Source organism: Nostoc sp. ChiQUE02 (assembly GCF_034531305.2).
In the GTDB taxonomy this organism is placed as follows: Bacteria; Cyanobacteriota; Cyanobacteriia; order Cyanobacteriales; family Nostocaceae; genus Nostoc.
In genome coordinates, this window is the sequence record NZ_JAVRBN020000051.1 from 18,507 (window position 1) to 40,245 (window position 21,739).

Consider the following 21,739-nt stretch of genomic DNA (forward strand, 5'->3'; position numbering starts at 1 on the left):
TATTCACGAATTAAGAATATTCACAACTGCATGAATGTTTGCTCCAAGCATATATTGGATGCTATTGTACAAATTATCCAAAGTTAACAAGACTGTTCTCGATCCTTCGTAATCGCTTTTTTGAGGTTGAATTAGAATTGCTACCTCACTCGCTCCAGCCGTAATGGTCACAAAGTTAGCAATTGATTGATAATCCACTCCATTCTCAGCTGTTCCATGAATGGTGTACTTCACTATTAAGTCTTGAGTCGTATCACCAGTACGAGTGATGACAAACTCCCCTATTTCTCCAAATTGGGACGCATACATTTTTGTAGCTATAATGTTCACAATCGTGGGATAGCTGGATGTAAAGTTTAATTGGTCATCATTACTTTTATCTTGTTTACTGGATATAAAACTAAAATTAGTAACTAATTTGTTTTTAATAGAAAAATCACTAAAAGCTAAGTTACTGATACTTTGTTGTGGATCATTAATGAGAAAACTCGCATCTGTATTGCCCATATCAACTCCTAACCTCAACAGTTTTCTGAAGGTTATTTTCCTCAGTTGAGTAGTAGTAACTGTAGCGTTCAGGCTGGGAAATCACTCCATTTACTACCTGTCCTAGGACATTCTGACCAGATTTTTCTAAAAGCTCCTTCGCAATACTCGCACTAACGGAATCAACTACCCCTGGACGAACGACAAATAAAACACCATCAGCCATTTGACCGAGAGTAGCAGCATCCGCAGCAACGTTTAATGATGGAGAATCAATAATTACGAAGTCATAATAGACTGACAAAGTTTGAATTAATGCAGCCATTTTTTTCGAGTCGAGAAGAGAACCTGGATTAGGAGGTGTAACTCCAGAAGTGAGGACATATAAATTATCCATTACTTGTTTGATAGCTGTCCTAACTTCACCTTGCCCAACAATCAAATTGCTTAGTCCTTGATTATTAATCAGTTCCCAGATTTTATGCTGAACAGGACGACGCATATCTGCATCTATCAGTAAAACTTTCCGCTCCATTTGAGCCATGATTAAAGCTAAATTAGCCGCTACTGTTGATTTGCCTTCTCTGGGTACAGAACTAGTAACAACTATCACTTTTAGTTCTTTATCAGCACTCATAAACTTCAGATTTGCCCGCAACATTCGGTAAGCTTCATTAATGGGCGATCGCGGCATATCTCGAACTACAAGCCTTTTGCTATATAGCTCCAGTTCTTCATTGCCGCGAATATATTTTTTAGAATTGTTTAAATCAGGAATAATCCCTAATAAAGTAAAGTTCAATAATTCTTTTGCCTGCTCAACATTTTTAATTGATTTATCTACTTTCTCCAAAAGATACACAGTTGCTAAAGCTGCAAAACTAGCCAATAAGCCTGTACTCAAATACAAAAACATTGGAGACGAAATTGACTCTTCCGGTATTTCAGCTTCGGATATCATGCTGGCATTACCTAAATTTTGATTTTCTGCTATTCGGCTTTCTTGCAGCTTTTGTAGTAACAGTGAATAGGTAGATTGGGCGGCTTGCACTTTACGTTCAAACTGGCGCTGTTGTTGTTCCAATCTCGGTAGATTGTTCAAGCGTTGTTTATAAGCAGCTTGTAAACCAGATAAAGTAGTGATTTGGCTTGCTAAACCCAGACGGTTTGACTCTAATTCCACAAGTCTTGCAGAAAGTTGCTGTTGTAATTCTCCTAATTGAAAGTTACTATTTAGCTGTGATGAATTTGTCCCTACAACGTTTTGTATCCTTTGTTGTAATAGTCCATTTAAAGATTGTAATTTGTATACCAAATCGATAATTTGCGGATGGTTGTCCTGCAAAACAGTACGCCTAGCTGCTAGTTGTGATTCTAGCTGTTGGATTTCTTTCAGAATATCTTGTACTCCTGAAGTTTGGCTAAGGGAAGTCATAACTACTGCTTGCTGGGAGTTCATACCCAATTGTTTGCGGATTCCTTGAGTTTGTGCTTCAGCATCGGCAAATCTAGATTGAGCTTCACTAATTTGCTGTTGTAATACTGTAATGACTTCCAGTGCTTTAGTCGCTTCTTCTTGCAGAGAAACAATTTTGTGCTTTTCTTTAAACCCTGCTAATTCTGCTTCTGCTTGTCGAACAACTAATTCCGCATTTGGCAATTGTTTTTCTATAAACTTGCGAGCAGTTGCTGCTTGATTTCTATGAGCAGATATATTGTATTCTAAATAGACATCTATCAGAGTATTAACAACTTGTGCAGCTATTTGTGGATTTTTATCCTTATAGGAAATACTTAGAACGTCTGCTCCCTTAACTTCCTTTACTGTGAGCATTTGCAGAAACTCTTTGGTTGTCAAATGTACTTTTTTATTGTCTTTCAGGTTAAGTCTATTTATAGTATTTTTTACAACTGGGACAGAACGGATAACTTCTGCCTCTGTATTTAGGGGGTTACTTTTATCATCTACTAGTGGCTCTAATTTCCCCATTTCTGTTCCTAGTCCAGTTAGGGAAGAAGTAGTATTTATTCTTTGAAATTTTAGCTTTCCTTCTGCTAAGAAATAAGGTTTCTTAAAAAATGTAGCTACCTGTAAAATTATGAATACACAAACAAAAACACCTAAAGCAGGAATCCAACGGCGCTTTATAACTTGTAATTGCTTATCAAATGTTCCAGAAGATTCTTGTATTGTCATAAAATAATTACAGCTTTTTTAATTCTTGTTAAATTTATCAAATATTGAATCACTCACAATGTCCGTATCTGAAATAAAAATTAAGTTGCCAGATAAACTTTTTCAGGAAACATGAACACAGAATTGCGATTTTTTTGAGTTTTATGATGAACTGTTTTGATTTCAGTAATTACGATTTCTAAATCTTCGTTTGTGAGATTAGACCCAGAAGGCAAGCAAAGACCATAGGTAAATAAATCTTCTGCTACTGCACCACCAAAACATTCACATTCAGCAAAAATAGGCTGGAGGTGTAAAGGTTTCCAGACGGGACGAGATTCAATTTGCTGTTCAAGAAGTGCTAGACGAATTTGTTCTCGATTTGCACCAAAAGCTTCAGGATTTATTGTTAAGCAAGTTAGCCAGCGAGTAGCACATCCATAATTAGCCTCCGGCATAAATTCTATCCCTGGCAGGTTTTTCAAGGCATGGTAGTAAATTTCAAAGTTACGTCGCCTAGCTGCCACTCGTTCATTCAAAACACACAACTGACCGCGACCAATCCCAGCTAAAATATTACTTAATCGATAGTTGTAACCAATCTCCGAGTGTTGGTAATGGGAAGCGCGATCGCGTGCTTGGGTTGCTAAAAAATTGGCTCTGCTTACTAACTCTAAATTATCAGAAACTAACATCCCACCACCAGAGGTAGTAATAATTTTATTACCATTAAAGGAGTAAATACCAATGTGTCCGAAAGTTCCTAAAGCACACCCTTTATAACTAGCTCCTAAAGCTTCAGCAGCATCTTCAATTAAGGGAACATCATACTGATTACAAGCTTTTAGGATTGGGTCAATATCTGCACTTTGTCCATACAAATGTACAACCACAACAGCTTTAGGTAATTTACCTTGTCGGGCGCGGCAATTTAACGCTTCTGCTAATAGTTCAGGATTCATGTTCCAAGAAGTGCGATCGCTATCAATAAAAACTGGTTTTGCCCCTAAATAAATAATTGGATTAGCACTAGCAATAAACGTTAAAGTAGAGCAAAAAACTTCATCCCCAGGCTCAACACCAACTAATCGCAAAGCTAAATGCAGAGCCGCTGTACCAGAACTAACAGCAACAGCATGACCAGCGCCAGTTACTTGACAAAATTCTTGCTCGAAAGCATCAACATGGGGACCAACGGGAGCAATCCAGTTAGTTTCAAAAGCTTCTTTGACAAATTCTAGTTCGCGATCGCCCATGTGGGGCGTTGAAAGGAGAATTGGTTTATTCATCCGCATTACCTAAATCCGTTTGCTATCGAGTAACTTGCATTTTCCGTTGAGGCATTTGCCTGTTTCTAAATCAAATTCGTAGTGATGGCTGAGACACCGCAAAATCCCTCCAGGTAACACCTCTCCAACTTCCAGCAAGTCAACACCTGCATGGGGACAATAGCGTTGTACTAAATAAGTATGTTCTTCATGGCGAATCGCGATCTGCTCTTGAGAATCCATTGAATCTTCGTAATCCTCTACTGCTTCTAGCGCCTGACGACAGGCGAATTTCAGCAGTCCTAGAAGATGGTCATTATAAATATCTGGATTCCGCCATACTTGAAATCGCAGAGAAAGAAAAAAGTCTTCCCAAGCTAAGGAACCGTTCAAAAGTGGTGTTAACCATCTTGATGCAAAACGATATCTGTAGCTGCACTCTCCCATCTCGTCGTACACGCCTTCACAACCCGGCCGAAAATCCACTGCCCATTTTCCGCCGCCTACTCCTGTAATATCGAAGCCAACTCTCATACCAATCTTGTGATTGAAGTAAGGACTTATGGCCAACAGGCGCTGAAAATATTCTCGAAATGCCTCCCAAATAGAGTTGTCAGGTTCAGGATAACTAGCTTTGAATGCTGCAATTTGGTCAGTTCTTGTCTGGGCGTACTTTTGCAAATATGATTGGCGATCGCTAAACGAAAAATCAGCCCACATTGGGTCAGCCTCTTTTAGCTGGTCGCTAACATTAAAGGCGTCTCCTGGTAACAACACAAGTCCGTTCTTGATTTCTTTGTTTGACAGCCAGTCTACAACCTGCTGCTGATCGGGAAAAATTCCGGCTTCCATCTCGTCATTTACCCAAGCCAGTTCTGGATCGAGGAAACAAGGCGGCCCCGCAAAGGGGATAATGTTTACTGGTTTGACAGATGCGATCGCACGCTCCAAGTAGCTGAACTTAGCCATACGCTTGGAGTGAGAAAGTTCTCTTTTCCGTTCTTCAGGGTACTCATAGCAGATGGGATACCAAGAAGCTCCTGCTCCTTGTAGTGCTAACACATCAATTCCGCCACCGACTTTGGTGGAGATGTTGCGAAGTTGGGCGATCGTCAATCGCGCATCGTTGAGGTTAAGTAGTGTCTCTCCATCACCAACAATTACCACCGCTGAATCGTGGTTCATTGGTGACTCTTCCGACACGAAAAATAAACTAGTTTCTTGTCCCAAGTGGATTGATTCCCACTCTGGAAGCTCAATAATCGCCTTTAACCCAGCAGAGGCGATTTTTCTTCGTAACACTGGCGAGGGATAGCGAGGGATAATAATGGGTACCTGTTTTGGCACTTGGGCGAGAAACCAAGGATCAACGTGATCTAAATGCTCATGAGATAAAGCGATCGCAGTTGGTTGCAGCAATGCAGATGTCATTAAATGTTGATTATCTGGATACTGGAACCATGACGCCAGAAATGCTCCTTCTGGAGACAGCCACGGATCGACAAGTACCGTAGAACTTTTAGTTTCCACCTTCAGACCTGCATGACCAAGAGAAGTAATTTTCATAAATGTTTGTTTGTAGTTTTCCTCAATTCAGAGAACGATAGGCAGGGAAAAAATGTGATTTAAGTAGAGTTTGTGGTTCAGTTTTTAAAGATTTTGCTTGCAATTCAACTAAATGAATATATTTTGCTTCGTCTGTAATTAAGCGCAGTGTCAATAAAGGATGTCTTTGTTTAGAAAAACCCGCTTTGAAATTGTAGAGACTATCTTTAGCTGCACCAACACCACCGCCCAAATGCAAAAATTTATTTCCACGTTCTTTAGCCCAAAATCTAACGTAATCAAACATTAATTTACTAGGAGCTTGTTTTAGGAACTCGTTTTTTGTTCCTCCTAGATGGTATTGAACTATTTCACAGCATTCAGTAAATATTCCAGCACAGGCAACTTGATTATTTAACTCTAGAATACACAAGTGAATATTTTCATTCAGATTTGCTAGAGAAGCAAAATATTTATAATCAAAATGAAAATATTTTTTAGCTTCTACACGCTCCATTGTTTCAGTATATATATCAATAAATTGATCTATATAATCCTCAAACTTAACCATTTTTGCAGTAAATCCATCCCGTTTGCACCTATTTATATAAGTGCGATGTTCTGGTCGTGTTTGCTGCCATATTTCCATTGTTGAAAGACTTAAGTCGATAGATATAGTTTCTCCTGATACTTGACAAAATTTAGAGGCTAAAACTTCATTAAAATTTTGATTGAGTATTGGATGCAGGCGTAAGAATGCTGAACACACGCTCTTGGAGAAGAATACAGATTTTAGCTTTTCAAGTGCCAAATTTAAAAAATCAGGTGTGTTAGCCGCTGCTTCACTTAATAGAAATCCAGCATAACCATTAGGCGAGACAACATCAAAGACTTCTGGAATTGCGAACTCGCCATCAAATAAATCATCACAACGGCGCAGCAAATAAGGTAAAAAAAAGATTTTTTCACCATCGACCATCAAAATCGCCTCTGGTATCGATTGGGTTCTTTGCGACTCTAAATATACATATTCAGGCAAATGATAAACATCATAACTGAGCTTTTGCAGTGTTTTTAACCACAAAGGGTTAGCTAAATCAATTACTTGAATATCCATCTTTAAAATTAATTACGAATTACGAACTACTAATTACAAATTATTTAGTCATGCCCGACAAGGCGATAATATTTATGTGGATATCGCCAGTGGATAAATTGCTCAATGATGGGGTTTATCTGCACCTTTGCAGGGATATGCTTTACCTGAAAACCCATTCCTTCTTTGAAAATACAGAGTTTTTCATCTTCACGAGAATGCAAACCGTTGACAAGCTCACGAATTAACCCAGATCGGCGACAGACCTGTGCAAATTCAAATAGCAATCCTGTACCAATGTAGGTAGACAATGCCTCAGTAGCGATAAATACTTCATCAATGTAAGCAATACCGTTGACGGCGTATCCTGTAAGATAACCGCAAAGCTGTGTACCGTTAAGACCTGCAAGAATCAACCCCCGTTCAGGGGCGACATAATCAGCAAGTCCTGTCAGATAGTCTTTTTTTGAAGGTATCTGACGATAAGCTGTTCGCTTTAATGCCGACAAAAAGACTTCATATCCCTGCTCTTGCAACAGCGTGAGTTCGTTTAACTGCACAATATTTACTCGCTTGTAACACCTCCGGAGATGATTTCGGCGATTTGCTGTCACACTTTGGAGATCATAGTTTTCCAGGTTTGGTAACCAGTGAATCGGCATTGAGGCGTTAGCAATGGTTGCATCAACCTCACATAATGTTGTTTGGAATCCCCAAGATAGTAGGGTTGGAGAGTGTGCTTCTTCAGCACTCAAACGAGCCAACCAATGAAGCGGTTGATAGAAACCCCGAACTGTCTCTTTCCAATAGCGATCGCAATGGCGAATAACATGCGTTCCCCGTTTGCGGTGCCAATCTGCACATTCTTCTTCCGTCATTGAGGTTAATACTGTTGCGGATACATCTTGTATCTGTTGAAAACTCATGTTTCTTTAGTTTCTATACTTTTATTGCTTAGGAAAATCGCTATTGTTCATGAAGTTGACCTTTGAATTCTTCCGATGTAACGTGACCTTTCTGGGTGATGCTCTTTCGTTGCATTACTTGCCATAGAGTCATAAACAAAATTTTCAGGTCAAGCCATAGATTCCAATTATCGATATACCAAACATCCAACTGAAATTTTTTATTCCAAAATTGATCCAATGTGCGGCGACCATTAACTTGTGCCCAGCCAGTAATACCCGGCTTCACTTCATGGCGACGTGCTTGTTGAGGAGTATAGCGGTCAAGATACTTTACTAATAATGGGCGAGGGCCAACAAAACTCATGTCTCCTTTCAAGACATTCCAAAGTTGAGGAAGTTCATCAAGACTAGTTTGACGCAGGAATTTACCAAAGGCTGTGAGGCGTTTTTCATCAGTAAGAAGATTGCCTTCAGTATCCCGCTCATTGGTCATAGTACGGAATTTGTAAAAGTTAAAAATATGAGCATTTTTACCGGGGCGGGGTTGGGTAAAAATAACTGGGTAACCCATACGAAAATAAATAGCGATCGCTACACTCATGAGTAAAGGAAAAAGAAAAATTAAAGCGATCGCTGCCACAACTCTATCTAATATAGATTTGATTAATCTGCTGTACCTTTTTAAATCAACGCCCTGAAAATTGTTACCATTCATAGATACATCCTTCACTTTTAAAATATTTTTGTCTCTCTTTTTCCTTAAACTCCTAAGTCTTGATAGTACTTATTAAGTCGTTCAAAAACTAATTCTTCATCATATTCAACTTCGACCCGCTCACGGCTAGCTTGACCATAAATTTGTCGTAATTCATAGTTAGACAATAGAGTTTCTAAAGCCTCAGCTAACTTTTCACTATTTTGAGGTGGCACAATTAAACCAGTTTTTCCATTAATTACAGCTTCTCGACAGCCGCGAATATCTGTAGTAACAATTGGTAAACCCATTGACATTGCTTCTAGGATAGATCGGGGTAATCCTTCATGAGTGAATGTAGGCAGCACAAAGATATCTAACAACCCTAAAAGTTCTGGTATATCTTGACGTTCACCTGTCAAAGTAACATGTTGCTCAATTCCTAGAGAGTGAATTTTTTCTATCAGTTTTGTATGGAAAGGTTCAGGATCGCTACTGAGTTGAGAACCTATTACCAGAACTTGTAAATTAGGAAAATGAGGGAGTAATTTGGCAGCGGCTTCAATCAAATATCCACTCCCTTTTTTCCGGGTTATACGTCCAATTGTGCCAATAATCAAGTCTCTACTATCAGGAATCCCCAATGATTTTCGTAATAGGTTTTGATTATTAGAATTGAGGCGATGTCTACGACGGGTTACGCCTACGCGCTGGAAATGATCAATGTCTACACCGTTACCCAAATAGCATATTTTGTCCGGCGAACAAAGACCTAATTTTTTCGCTGTGGCAATATCTTCATAATTTTGGGTAAGGATCAGATCGGTTATGAAAGCAGCAAGTTTCTCAACAATAAAATAAAAACGATATTGACTAGGTGAAGACTGATCGTGAAATGGAAAACCGTGAGCAGTGTAAACAATTCGTTTAACACCAGCCAGTTTCGCTGCAATGCGACCCAAGACAGCAGCAATTGGAGTATGTACGTGAACAAGGTCGTACTGATTCTTTTGAATTAATTGCGTCAGTTGATAAATACTTCTCAAATTCAAAATAGGAGATATCTGACGGTCAATTTTAATTGGATGAACTATGTATCCTTGTTGTTGTAATTCTTCAACCTCTGCACCTGGAGAGCAAGCTATTTCAACCGATAGATTCTGCGACAATAAGTAATCAATTTGAGGTCGTAAAAGTGTCTGAGCAGTACCTCCAATTGCACAAATATGCAGTATTTTCATTATATTTTTGTTTTGCATAAAGCTCTTTTATAGTGAACTTTTAGCCCGTCTTCAGCAGTGCTAAATTCCGCCCTGTGTTCTGATAATAAGAACAATACCAAGCTACAAAACGTTCAATTCCCACCTCAATAGGCGTGCTAGGTCTAAAGCCTATATCCTTGACTAGATCATCAACATCTGCATAGGTAACGGGGACATCACCAGGTTGCAAAGGTAGCAAATTCTTTTGTGCTTTTATCCCCAAACAGTCTTCCAGCACTTCTATAAAGCGCATTAATTCAACTGGTTGATTGTTACCTATGTTGTAAATCTTATAAGCAGCTTTACTCGTTCCTGGATCGGGTGCATCTCCTGACCAGGCGATATTTGGCTCAGGGATTTTATCCATCACCCGGATAATACCCTCTACGATGTCATCAATATATGTAAAATCTCGTTGCATCCTACCGTAATTAAACACATCAATCGGCTGCTTTGCTAAAATTGCCTTAGTGAATAAAAACAGCGCCATATCTGGACGACCCCACGGCCCATAGACAGTAAAGAAGCGGAGTCCAGTTGTTGGTAAACCATATAGATGGCTGTAACTATGAGCCATTAACTCGTTAGCTTTTTTGGTAACAGCGTATAAACTAACTGGATGGTCTACATTGTCGTGAACAGAAAAGGGTGTTTTAGTATTAGCACCGTAAACAGAACTAGAAGAGGCAAATACCAAGTGTTGAACGCCTGAATGGCGACAACCTTCCAAAATATTAATAAAGCCCACTAAGTTACTGTCTACATACGCGTGAGGGTTCTTGATGGAGTATCGGACGCCAGCTTGGGCTGCTAAATTGACCACCACATCAAAGCGTTGTTCGGCAAACAGTTTAGCTATAGTTACTGAGTCTGCCAAGTCCAGTCTATAAAAACTAAAACCTAAATTTTCCTCTAGTTGAGCTAAACGGTCTTTTTTCAGCAGGACATCGTAGTAATCATTTAGGTTATCTAGACCAACAACCTCGTCACCTCTGGTTAATAGGCGTTGGCTGAGGTGAAAACCAATAAAACCAGCAGCACCAGTGACTAAAACCTTGACCATGATATTTTCCCTATAAGCTCCAATAATGAATATGGGGTGGTAGTGTAGCTTGGCTAAAAATGGACTTGATATCCATCAGCACTCCACCTGGACGCAAACAGTTAAAAAGTTGTTCGCAAGGCATATCTAAGTAAGCTTGATGACTGACTGCAAGTATTACCCCATCTAAATCAGAAAGGTTATGCCAATCGACTAAATCAATCCCATATTCCTGTTGTGCTTCATCGGGATCTACCAGAGGATCGTGTAAGAGCGGTTCAATGCCAAATTGCTGCAATTCTGCCACGATATCTGGTATGCGACTATTGCGGATGTCGGGTACGTTTTCCTTAAAGGTGAGACCGAGAATTCCTACCCGCGCTCCTTTAATCGACAGGTTAGCTTCAACTAAGAGTTTGACAAAACGCTGACCGAGGTAAGTACCCATACTGTCGTTAATCCGACGACCAGCTAGGATGACTTCGGGATGGTATCCCAGTTCTTCTGCTTTGGTAGTTAGATAGTAGGGGTCAATTCCAATACAGTGACCACCAACAAGTCCTGGGGTGAATGGCAAAAAGTTCCATTTGGTGTTTGCTGCTGCCAAAACATCGTGGGTACGGATACCGATGCGATCGCATATTAGCGCCAGTTCGTTCATTAAAGCAATGTTTAAGTCTCGCTGGGTGTTCTCAATGACTTTGGCAGCCTCAGCTACTTTAATTGAGGAGGTACGATAGACACCCGCATCAATAATGGCTGTGTAAACACTTGCAACTCGTTCCAGAGTCTCGGCATCTTCCCCAGCTACGACTTTGACAATCTTTTCTAATGTATGAGCCTTGTCACCCGGATTAATCCGTTCTGGAGAATAGCCCAGCTTGAAATCAACACCCAACTTTAAGCCTGATACCTTTGCCAAAGTTGCTCCGCAGATATCCTCTGTCACCCCAGGATAGACTGTAGATTCGTACACCACGATCGCTCCAGGTTGTAGCACTTTACCGACGAGTTCGGAGGCTTTAATCAGCAAGGTGAGATCGGGGTTATGGTTGCGGTCAACTGGGGTTGGTACAGCAATCACAAAAAAGTTTGTGTCTACTAGATCGTAAAGGTCTGAAGTGATAATTAGGCTAGAATTTATTAACTCATCGGTGGAGATTTGGCCTGTGCGATCGCTGCCTTGCTTTAAACTTTTAACTTTCTCTAAATTGATATCAAATCCAATAGTGTAAGGAAACTTTTTAGCAAATGCCAAGGCAACAGGTAGACCAACGTAGCCAAGACCAATAACTGCAATCCGGTTGCTCATATCTCAACACAAATATATTTTGAATATACGAACTTTGGCTATTGTCATTTATCAAAAAGATAAATATTTTGAGAATGTAAATAATCCTCATTTGTGCAATTTCAAACTTGCAATCAGGTAATACAGCAATCCTATTGATTTCTACCTCAATTTTGTAGCACTTTTTTATTTGAGTCATGCCAACTTGGCGCAGCTTCTACAAATAAAAAGACATAACCGCATCTATTTAATTGTCTACCTGTAGTTATTTTTACTTCTGAGATTTTTCCTGGTTTATCTACTTATACCATTTTCAAAAATCTTTGCAACACATGAATAGGCTGTATGCGTGTACAACAGTACACCTCTACATCTGTATCAGGTATTTCGGAAAATAGAATTACATAAGGGACGATCAAAAAAATTCAGTCAATCCTTCAAAAAATAATTATGATTATTATAATGCAGTATCAGCAAGCTTTTTTATCCCAATATTCATCTCTAAATTTTTTACAGATGGGATAATTCTTAACTCATCACTGATGCTGGCCTTGGCAAGCGGAACCAAAATCTAGAACCACCCTCAGGACGAGGTAAATAACCAATTATACCTCCCCAACGTTCAAGTGTGATTCTGCAAAAGTAAAGACCCAGACCGGCTCTCCCTGATTTATCTTTGCCTTGGGAAAACTTTTGAAATAAATTTTTTACCATTTCTGGCGGTACACCCAAACCCCGATCATCTACAGTAACTAAAACATATTCCCCATCCAGTTGTAAACCAATAGTCACAGTAGAATCTGGTACACTGTAACGATATGCATTTTCTACTAGATTAGAAATCACTCTATCTAAATGAGATTTATCTCCAATAACTGACCAATCTATTGTCCTGTCAGTGTTGTTAGCAAGCTGTAATTGGATATTATTCAGGGCAAAATTAGGCTTTAAAAACTCAATTACATCTTGTATGGAAGTTAATATATTGGGTACTTGCTCAATGCCGATAGGAGAATTTTCTGGTAATAGTACTTCATCAGAGAAAGCGTCTAGAATATCCTTAATTAGCATCTCTTGTTTTAGACATTGCTTTATACCCGTTTCTAAGTACTCTTTTCCTTTGGGTGTTAAGTTCTCATATTCTAGCAGTGCAAAACAGCAATTTATAGCACTTAATTCCACTGCTATATCATGGATAAGACAATGGACTAAAACATCTTTTTTTTGATTATCCTTGAGCAACTGCTGATAAATTAATTGATATTCTCTAGCTTTTTGGAGAAGATACTGCTGTTCTTGATAAGAATCTTCTAAAGCCTCGATCAATAAAATTTTTCTATTATCCAAAGAAATTGCATAAGCTTCAAATTGATATTCTTGTCCAGTTGCATCTATTTCAGTCCATAAACCTGAACTCAGTTTTTTACCATTATTGCTTGTCCAAAATTCTTCGGCATCAATTAAAAAATTCTTTAAAAAAGAAAACTCTTCCTGCGGTATTGATATATTCATCCCTGATGTTATTTTTTCACGAAAAAATTGATTTAAGCGATCAGGTACATTACCAATAATTTTAAATAAACCTGGATTAATTTGCTCTAATGCTAGGATGTCTAAAGCGGTGAGAATATCATTTGTAATAGATGTATTCATGAGTTAAATCTGTTATACTAAATTAATTTTTACTCTAAGTTCCTAATTTAATTTTCTATTTAATTTTTTCTGTATTAGGCTAAAATCATTAGCTTTTTGTTGAATAGCAAAAAGGTAACTTTTATCATAGCTACTATCTAACAGCAATACCCAATCTCCTTCCTCCGTCGAGAATATATGAACATCTACACAACTGCCATACGCTGTTTGGATGAATGGTAGAAATAGGGAAGTATGATCTAAAGGTAGTAACCCTTCCAGAAAAAAAACTTGCTCTTTTGCATTTTCTCCTTTGCGGAGGTTAGTAATTCCATATTCTGCTAACTTGCCACCCCAAGCCAAAAGGCTACCATTTTTATTAACCAACAGATAGGCAAGAGAACGCTCTGCTGTTATAAAATTTACAAGATAGGTAATCACAGAAGCGGGGATATCTAACATTTAGTAATCCAATATTTTTTTAGCAAGGGTTTGAAAAACTTGTTCTACACCCACTCCATTTTTAGCACTTGTTTTAATCACAGTCCAACCCTTCTGTATAACATCATCTATCTCAGTAGATTCAATTTCCCATTCATCCGTTATATCCCATTTGTTCATAACCAAAATAAAGGGAACTTGACCAATCGTATCTTCTACTTTGGTTTGTAAATCAAAAGCTTTTTCTAAAGTATCATGTCTAGTACCGTCTACGACTAATAAATAACCAGCCGAACCTCGTAAATAAGACATTCGTAATTTTTGAAATTCATCTTCTCCATAGAGATCCCAAAGGATAAGATTTAATTTACTGTCTTGAATATCTATAGTTTTTTTATCGATTTTTACACCCACAGTCGTATGGTATTTCTCAGAAAAAATACTGTGGATAAACCTCGCTACTAAACTAGTTTTACCTGTGGCAAATGCACCTATCATACAAACTTTTTTCTGGATAATCATAAATTGATATAGCTTTATTTAGAAGGATTAGTCATGAATACTTTGAAAGATACTCTCCGATTAAATTTTTTAGATTCTGGTGTTACTTTTGGCTGGAAAGTTAGGCTATAACTTACACTTAGGATTTTAAATTGGCTTGTATTGATTCCTTGAGATTTTAAATAAGATAAAATTTTATTAGCGCGGGCTTGACTAAGTAGCTGATTTTTTCGTCCTGTTCCAGCGCTATTGGTATGTCCAATTATTTGAATTTGTACATTCTTACCCAAATACTTAGCAATATCTAAATATTTGGTGATTGATCGAACTAAATTAGGTAGCTTGTCAACTTCACCAGGTATAAGCTCAGTTGTTCCTTCTGAAAAAAACAATATTTTTTGCTCTATTTGTTTTTTGGATAATTCTAATTGGCTAAGTTCTATTTCCACAAGATTGTTGCCTTGAAATTTGGTGATGCCAGGAATAAAATGCCATAATTTACGTGCTTCTAAAATCCATTTACGTGGTGCATAACCAGTGGCATTAAGAATACCGTTATTATCAACTTTTAGTGATACAGTTTGTGGAGGATTTAACAATTGTTCAACTCTTTTGGTGGTAAATTCTGGCTCCAAAGAAAGATAAGGTTTCCACTGACTAATTACTACTTTGGGATTAATATTTGTTGGTTCTATTAGTGTATTGGGATCTACTGCTAAGGGATCGCGCATTCCCGAAATAAAATATTTTCCAAAAGCTTGCTTGGAGTTAATCACAACAATTCCTGGCTGAGAGTTGAGTTTTTGAAGATAGGCTTGCCAACGGAGTTGCTCTCTAATAGTAAAAAAGCCCCAAGTGCTACAAGCGATCGCGATCGCACCCAAGAAAGCCCAGGCATAGGTATAATTTTTTTTACCCGCAGATTTATACTGAACTACCAGACAAGTTTCTAGATAAGGCCTACTTACCTGAAATGCTTCTGTCTCCCCTGTAAAATTTTTAATTTCTCTACTGAGCTTCAGGTGAATTTTTTCTATTGCATCTTGCAAAACTAACCTTAATTCTTGGGGAGGATTTCCCCGAATCATCGCTGCTACTAACGCCTGCGGCCCCTGTTCAATCCAAATCGTCAGTTCTCCAAAGCGTAAACTTTTTATCCCATCTCCTTTTTGAACGCTGAACGAATCTTGGACAAAATCCTGGATAGCTGTCAACATAGCAGCTACTAAATCTGGATCTTGAACTGCTACCTGCGTTGTTACTAAATGTTGAAGCAATAATCCAGAGTTTTTATGAATTAGAAATATTTGCTCCACTCGATAAACTAACGTCCGTAACAGCACAATTTCCGCAAATGATTTTCCTGTGCGTTTCGCTTCTAGTCTCCACTTAAAGCTCTGTGGAGACAAGCTGTGTTCCAGAGTTTGATTCATAGATTGCATCATTTCCTCAAGAGCCGTGGAAATCGCCTTGCGAGTAGCTGGCCCAATAACTGGAAATAATGCATCTGCAAGCACATTGTAGTCTTGTTTAACAGAAGCTTGAATGGCTTCTTCAACAGTTGATACCATTACTTCTCCAAGTTGTTTATCTTGCTTTGACCGCAAAATAACAGCTTCTGGAAGCATATGGCTAATATCTTCTGGTTGAATTTGAGGGTTCTCTAATCGCTCGTAAAGTTTTTGAAGTTTAGTCGGCTCAATATCCAATAGCAAACTACGGAGTATAGTTAGTTCATCGTTGACTTCGGAGATTTGGCTGTTGCTGTTCAAACCTTCAGAGGATGCTTTCGCTATTGGATTTGTCGAATAGTCACTCATTACCAAAATCCCCCAATTCACAATTGTTCTGAAGTAGCATTCTGTTGTAAACAGGAGAGCTGTGCTGATGGGGAAACAATCAACTTTGTACTTTTTAACTCTTAGCTCAAGACTTGTTTTCTGCGTTCAGCCGGATAGCTAACTCTGTAAAGATAGCGGCAAGATTAGAACGATCAGTTTTATCCCTGCGAAGTTCTTGAGCTTCCCGTTGCAGTAAAGCTAGGATTTCCTGAGATTTTTGCTGAATATCATCTTGTAAGCTTTTAGATTGATTGAGAATCTGCTCGTGCAACTCTCGTTGACTATTAGTACTTTGTTGATCAAATTGAGTAATCTTTTTTTCCAAAGATGTAATCATGCTTTTACTTTCTTCAGCAACTCCTTTCACCTGAACATCACGTTCTGCCTGCTCGTTTTTTAGCCGATCTGTTAAAGAATCAACTTCTTGTTTAATATAAATTTCTAAGGCATCTAGACGTTTTCTGGTTTCATCTCGCATGTTACCTAATTCTTTAACTAGATATTCTTCTAAGCGGGTAAACCTTTTCTCAACATCTCGGATTTGATTGCCAAAAAGAATTTCTCTAACTTTATCTAAATTGCTATTTTCGCCAAGAGGATTACTACTAAATTGCATTTTATTAATTTCTGGATTCGATTCCCATTTTTCTACTTCTAATGAATTATTATTGATGTAGTCTTCCGGTGGATTCATATTTTAATTCCTTTTAAAACTAAAATTTGGTTTGTCTGTTAGTTTTGATACCATATATTATAGAGCTTAGACTTAGTGAAAAAATTAAAGTATTTTTAAAGACAAAAGTATTATATTTACTTAGATAGATAATAAAATATCTAAATTTATTTCAATCATTGGAACCATAGATAGTGGTTTTTATCAGTATTCTATTTTAGATGAAAAAGCGAACCGATACATACAAAGCTGAATCTAGTAGTACCTGCTACACAGAATTCAAAATTCAAACCGGAATTCCATAGTAGCGAAAAAAGCCACCAATACTTAGGTGACTTTTGTATCAATCTTAAATAGACAATAGTAGCTGAATTATTCTCTTCTCAGTCTCCTGAAGCCAAGCTAATAGGAATCTCAATTTGAAACTCAGCCCCTTGTTCTGGTATAGATAAACACGTAAGTTTTCCTTGATGCTTGTCTACTATAATCTGATAGCTAATTGATAACCCTAACCCTGTACCTATCCCTACTGGCTTAGTTGTAAAGAAGGGATCAAACAATCTTTTTAGTACATTCTCTGGTATTCCTGGGCCATTATCAACGAACCGAATCACGACCTGTTCGTTATGAGAAATTTGAGTATAAATACGTATATCACTGGGTGTTTGTCGCATCTGTTCAATAGAGCGCTTTGTATCTCGTTGTTCTAGTGCATCTAAAGCATTAACTAGAATGTTCATAAAAACTTGATTGAGCTGCCCTGCATAGCATTCTACTAAAGGTAGCTCGCCATATTCCTTGATGATTTCAATTGCTGGACGGTTATGTTGTGCCTTGAGGCGATGTTCTAAAATTACTAAAGTGCTGTCAATACCCAAGTGAATATCCACGGCTTTGGATTCCGCTTCATCCATACGGGAGAAATTTCGCAATGAAAGAACGATTTGTTTAATCCGGTCTGCCCCCATTTTCATTGACGAGAGTAACTTGGGCAGATCCGCCATTAAAAATTCTAGGTCAATCGCTTCTATTTGTTCTTGAACGACCCTTACGGGATTGGGATAATGTTCTTGGTAAAGCCCAATTAAAACGAGCAAATCGTGAATGTATTCGTTAGCAGGCTCAATGTTGCTATAGATAAAGCTCGTAGGGTTATTGATTTCGTGAGCAACTCCAGCAACTAATTGACCGACAGAGGACATTTTTTCACTTTGGATCAGATGAGCTTGGGTGTATTGGAGTTCTTTAAGGGTTTGCTCTAAATCTTGCGCTTTTTGCCGTAAGGTTTCTTCAACAACTTTAAGTTCACTGATATCTCTTGCGATCGTTGAGAAATACTCAACCTCTCCGTCAGGTGATTTGTGAGCAATGATCAGTTGGGATATGGGAATTTCTCGTCCATCTGCTTTTAAAAGAGCCGTTTCTCCAACCCAATCACCAACTCGAACTGATTCTGGTAACCCTTGATTTAAGATCAGGTCATTTGCCCATTTAGGATGATTTTGGGTTAAATTTCTCCCCTTAAGGGCTTCTTCTTCCCCAATTCCTAACATTTTGCGGGCTGCTTGATTAAAGTAAAGAACCCGCCCAGTTAAGTCAGCAGTGCTGATAAAGTCTGGTGCTGCCTCTAGAATTGCCAACAACTTTGCCTGTTCTTTCTGAGCTTGTTTCTGCTCACTAGTATCACGACATACGCCAACAGTCATTATGACTTGACCTTGTTCGTTACGGATCGCAGATTTGATTGTATGAAACAGGCGTACTTCGCCATCGTAGCGAGTTACTGGCTCTTGCGGAATTTCTAGGGTCTGTCCAGTTTTAAATACGTAAGTATCATCTTTGATGTATTGCAGGGTATGGTCAGGTTCGCTGAAGGGTGCATCAATCATATCTTGAAGTTGTTCGTCACTCATGCCGTAATAATCACGGAATGCCTTATTTGCCCAAACAATCCGAGATTTAGCACCTTTAACCAATACCATATCAGTAATTGCATCAAGGACTTGCTGATAAATCTTTTCGTTTTCGCGCAGGGCGGTTTCAAAAGACTTTACTTTTGTAATATCCTGCACTGTTGAGACAATACTAATTACCTCGCCATCCAGGTTAGCTATAGGAGTATGGCACCATTCACAAATAACAACTTTTCCATGCTTTGTAAGATTCTTATAAAGATTGTTACCTTCCACTTTCTCCTCAAGTAATAGCTCCATTATTTTCCTAATCTGTGGTCTATTACTTTCTGGCACAATTATTTCTGCGATATGGCAACCGAGTACTTCACTTTTACTGTATCCAAAGAGTTGTTCAGCAGCAGGATTCCATTCTATTACTTCAAAAGCTGTATTCCACTCAATAATCGGCAAAGGATTACGTTCTATAAGTAAGAACAATTTATCTTGCAATTGTTTCAAATCTTGCTCTGCTAATTGCTGCCCAATTTCTTGATCGTTTGTACTGGCTTTATCAAGTTTTAGCACCTGGTTGACATAAAAATTATTACCGGATTGAATGCCTTGCTGTTGAAAGTTCATCCTGTCTAACTGACTAATAGATTTGTTTGGTTCTTAAATCTAGGGTTCCCTATCGTTTAAATAATGTAACATTCATCTTTCCCAAAATAAAAACTCTAATTTTTTAGCTTGTGTGACCAACATATCACCCTTCTTAATTGAGTTCTAGAAAGGGGACAAGAAATTACAAATTTCTCAAGATGCTTATTGAGAAGAGAGCCTCTCTATTTCCTCACCCAACTGTCGCCGGACTGATTCAAGCAAATTTATATCCCGCGTCCAGTTCTTCCAGTCAAGACCGACACGCCGAGCTAATCGAAGCCCCCATTCTTGGCGATGTCTACGATGGTCACTGAGCGGCTGGTGAGCGGAGTCAAACCATGTCGTTGGCGCAGCTTCTCGTAGAGAAGTGCGGGCTACGCCCACGCGACTTTTGAGGATTTCGAGATATTCGTAATCTTCTACCCCTTCTCTCAACCACTTGAGTCTCATAGAAGGGACAACTCCTTTTAAACCTACCTGTTTGCCAGGATAGAACAACATCCCTTCACCAGGATAATAGTCTTTCTTCTGGGAATAAGTTTGAACATCCTTCCAGGGTTCTTTTGTCCATAGGTCAACTCGCCAGTATATAATCCCCGTCAGTCCTAGGCTCTGGCTAATAAAGCCTGGGTGAATTCTGTAGTTTATTGGCTCAAAGTCTATCTGCCATTTAGGAGAGTAGCCATCTTGTACCAAAGCATTGTAAGACCAAACTTTGTCTCCTTTTTGCAGAACCTCAGATATTCGTTTTGGAGCCTCATGATATGATTCCGGCAATACTACCCAGATATCTACAGCGGAACGTCCAGTTCCGGAACCATCATCATAAAGCGCGGGTATAGGAGTCATTGCTAAGGCAGTTGCTATTCCAGCTTGATGAAAATTTCGCGCCCATTGCTTCACAGGTTTAATCAGATTTGGGCAATTATCAATTTCATCGGCATATCTAGCGTAGAGAAATAGACCAGATTCATGTTTAGCGGCAGTAGTTCTAATCTTCTTAAGAGAAGGGGCTGGAGCCATTTTGCAAGTACTGACGTTAGCCCCGCTCCAGAAGGGAAGACTCCGAGAACGGAGTCCCCAATGTTTCATTAATTCAGGTTCATCTGCTGGATTAAAATGGGCGTCAGGCATTAACTTATGTTTGAGAAGCTCTACCATATCGCTTTTATCTTGATGTTCATAGAATGTGAACTCAGAATTGAGTGATGGTTTTATAGGTAATTCAAAATTCCAAACTTTAAGGTTGATTTTGCCTGTAACGACTCCTTGGTCACTGCTAACAGTGAAAGTGCCCTGATATTGACCGGCTTGTGCGTCGCGAGGTACAAATATGTCTACCCAAATTGGTTGGTTATTCCTAGCTTTGAGGTTGAATGGAACTGCGTCTAATTCAGCACCTTTAATATCTGCTTGGTTTTCAGGATTAACAAACGGAATTAGTCCATCGGCATACCATCCAGTACCTAAAGGTGGATTACTACTGCCTTTCTCGTTAGGACTGGAATGAGTAACGTGAACGTAATGTTCTCGGTAGAGTGTGATGTTCTTATTAGAGATTAACTGATTGTTTGGTCCAGACAAGTCCGAGACTGAAACGTTGACGTTTGTAAGACCATTATTAGGTGCCCGGATTCCTATCTGAAAAGGTTCATATTCCCCACGCGCAGCGTACAAATCAATGCGAGTTTTACTTTTTGGTGGGTCTTCTCGCTTTATTCTTTCTAAATTTGAAGCCACCCATACAAAGGGATGATCAGGTAAGGATGAGTTGTTTGCTAAAAGACCGATGCTTGAACAAGCAAATAAAGTCAATACTGTACCTAGCATCCAGATGAGAAGTTTTAATCTGTTTATAAACCTTGTTTTTGTGTGAAAAAGAGACATTTCAAATTCTCCTGATTGAAACATTTACAGTAGTTTTATTTTGCATGAAGTACAAAACTATGGGTTTGGAGGCGGGAAGTAGAAACTCTTTATATTCGATGCGTGAATCCTGCATTTTGTACTTCACTTAAAAATGAAATGCTGTAATAATACAGCATTTTATTAATTAATAGCGAATTCTCTTGATAAAAACTCCACATACCTCTGTGCTTACTTTACGTACCTCTGGGTTTAAAAGCGCTGTTTATTGAGAATCGTGCAATAGACTTGTCCGCAAATCCTAAATGCTTATGAGGCAAGGTTTTGACGGATTACATAGAAACTGCGATCGCGTCATGAAAGCCACGAGAAAAGTAGGCTTTTGACTGGACGTTCGCTCATTTTGACCTAGTAAGTGAGAATTATGTCTTACAGGGCTTAAGTTCTAGCTCATAAATGGAT

General features: G+C 38.7%; 17 protein-coding genes. All 17 read right to left on the reverse strand.

What is annotated here, in order from left to right; all coding sequences use genetic code 11:
* Window positions 1-3: 3 nt before the first annotated feature.
* The 17 genes from RM347_RS30550 to RM347_RS30630 all read right to left on the reverse strand — a co-directional run bounded on the left by RM347_RS30550 (window position 4) and on the right by RM347_RS30630 (window position 21,298).
* Window positions 4-507 carry a hypothetical protein gene (locus RM347_RS30550; RefSeq protein WP_322717725.1) on the reverse strand — a complete coding sequence of 168 codons (504 nt, stop codon included), beginning with the start codon at window positions 505-507 and terminating at the stop codon, window positions 4-6.
* A gap of 1 nt (window position 508) precedes the next feature.
* The gene (locus RM347_RS30555) at window positions 509-2,683 is read right to left on the reverse strand and encodes a GumC family protein (RefSeq protein WP_322717726.1); all 2,175 of its coding nucleotides are present in this window, start codon (window positions 2,681-2,683) and stop codon (window positions 509-511) included.
* A gap of 80 nt (window positions 2,684-2,763) precedes the next feature.
* Entirely contained in the window at window positions 2,764-3,951 is a 1,188-nt protein-coding gene (locus tag RM347_RS30560; RefSeq protein ID WP_322717727.1) for a DegT/DnrJ/EryC1/StrS family aminotransferase, read from the reverse strand.
* Window positions 3,952-3,960: 9 nt separating this feature from the next.
* The gene (locus tag RM347_RS30565; protein ID WP_322717728.1) at window positions 3,961-5,496 is read right to left on the reverse strand and encodes a Rieske 2Fe-2S domain-containing protein; all 1,536 of its coding nucleotides are present in this window, start codon (window positions 5,494-5,496) and stop codon (window positions 3,961-3,963) included.
* Between the two features lie 22 nt (window positions 5,497-5,518).
* Window positions 5,519-6,592, reverse strand: coding sequence for a GNAT family N-acetyltransferase (locus tag RM347_RS30570; protein WP_322717729.1), 1,074 nt, complete (start codon window positions 6,590-6,592; stop codon window positions 5,519-5,521).
* 44 nt (window positions 6,593-6,636) lie between these two features.
* Entirely contained in the window at window positions 6,637-7,497 is an 861-nt protein-coding gene (locus RM347_RS30575) for a hypothetical protein (RefSeq protein WP_322717730.1), read from the reverse strand.
* Window positions 7,498-7,537: 40 nt separating this feature from the next.
* Complete coding sequence (locus RM347_RS30580; protein ID WP_322717731.1) at window positions 7,538-8,194, reverse strand: sugar transferase; 657 nt, start codon at window positions 8,192-8,194, stop codon at window positions 7,538-7,540.
* A 44-nt stretch (window positions 8,195-8,238) separates the two neighbouring features.
* On the reverse strand, window positions 8,239-9,414 hold the full coding sequence (locus tag RM347_RS30585; RefSeq protein ID WP_322717732.1) for a glycosyltransferase family 4 protein: 1,176 nt from the start codon (window positions 9,412-9,414) through the stop codon (window positions 8,239-8,241).
* A 40-nt stretch (window positions 9,415-9,454) separates the two neighbouring features.
* The gene (locus RM347_RS30590) at window positions 9,455-10,498 is read right to left on the reverse strand and encodes an NAD-dependent epimerase (RefSeq protein ID WP_322717733.1); all 1,044 of its coding nucleotides are present in this window, start codon (window positions 10,496-10,498) and stop codon (window positions 9,455-9,457) included.
* A 10-nt stretch (window positions 10,499-10,508) separates the two neighbouring features.
* Complete coding sequence (locus tag RM347_RS30595; protein ID WP_322717734.1) at window positions 10,509-11,789, reverse strand: nucleotide sugar dehydrogenase; 1,281 nt, start codon at window positions 11,787-11,789, stop codon at window positions 10,509-10,511.
* Window positions 11,790-12,296: 507 nt separating this feature from the next.
* On the reverse strand, window positions 12,297-13,421 hold the full coding sequence (locus RM347_RS30600; RefSeq protein WP_322717735.1) for a sensor histidine kinase: 1,125 nt from the start codon (window positions 13,419-13,421) through the stop codon (window positions 12,297-12,299).
* Between the two features lie 42 nt (window positions 13,422-13,463).
* Entirely contained in the window at window positions 13,464-13,862 is a 399-nt protein-coding gene (locus tag RM347_RS30605; protein ID WP_322717736.1) for a hypothetical protein, read from the reverse strand.
* Window positions 13,863-14,360 (reverse strand): Rab family GTPase, encoded by a 498-nt coding sequence (locus tag RM347_RS30610; protein WP_322717741.1) that lies wholly within the window; start codon window positions 14,358-14,360, stop codon window positions 13,863-13,865.
* A 17-nt stretch (window positions 14,361-14,377) separates the two neighbouring features.
* Window positions 14,378-16,162 carry an OmpA family protein gene (locus RM347_RS30615; protein WP_322717737.1) on the reverse strand — a complete coding sequence of 595 codons (1,785 nt, stop codon included), beginning with the start codon at window positions 16,160-16,162 and terminating at the stop codon, window positions 14,378-14,380.
* A gap of 106 nt (window positions 16,163-16,268) precedes the next feature.
* Window positions 16,269-16,877, reverse strand: a complete 609-nt coding sequence (locus tag RM347_RS30620) for a hypothetical protein (RefSeq protein ID WP_322717738.1) — start codon at window positions 16,875-16,877, stop codon at window positions 16,269-16,271.
* Between the two features lie 362 nt (window positions 16,878-17,239).
* Window positions 17,240-19,390: a PAS domain-containing sensor histidine kinase gene (locus tag RM347_RS30625; protein WP_322717739.1), complete on the reverse strand. Its 2,151-nt coding sequence runs from the start codon at window positions 19,388-19,390 to the stop codon at window positions 17,240-17,242.
* Window positions 19,391-19,573: 183 nt separating this feature from the next.
* On the reverse strand, window positions 19,574-21,298 hold the full coding sequence (locus tag RM347_RS30630) for a DUF4091 domain-containing protein (protein ID WP_322717740.1): 1,725 nt from the start codon (window positions 21,296-21,298) through the stop codon (window positions 19,574-19,576).
* Window positions 21,299-21,739 lie beyond the last annotated feature (441 nt).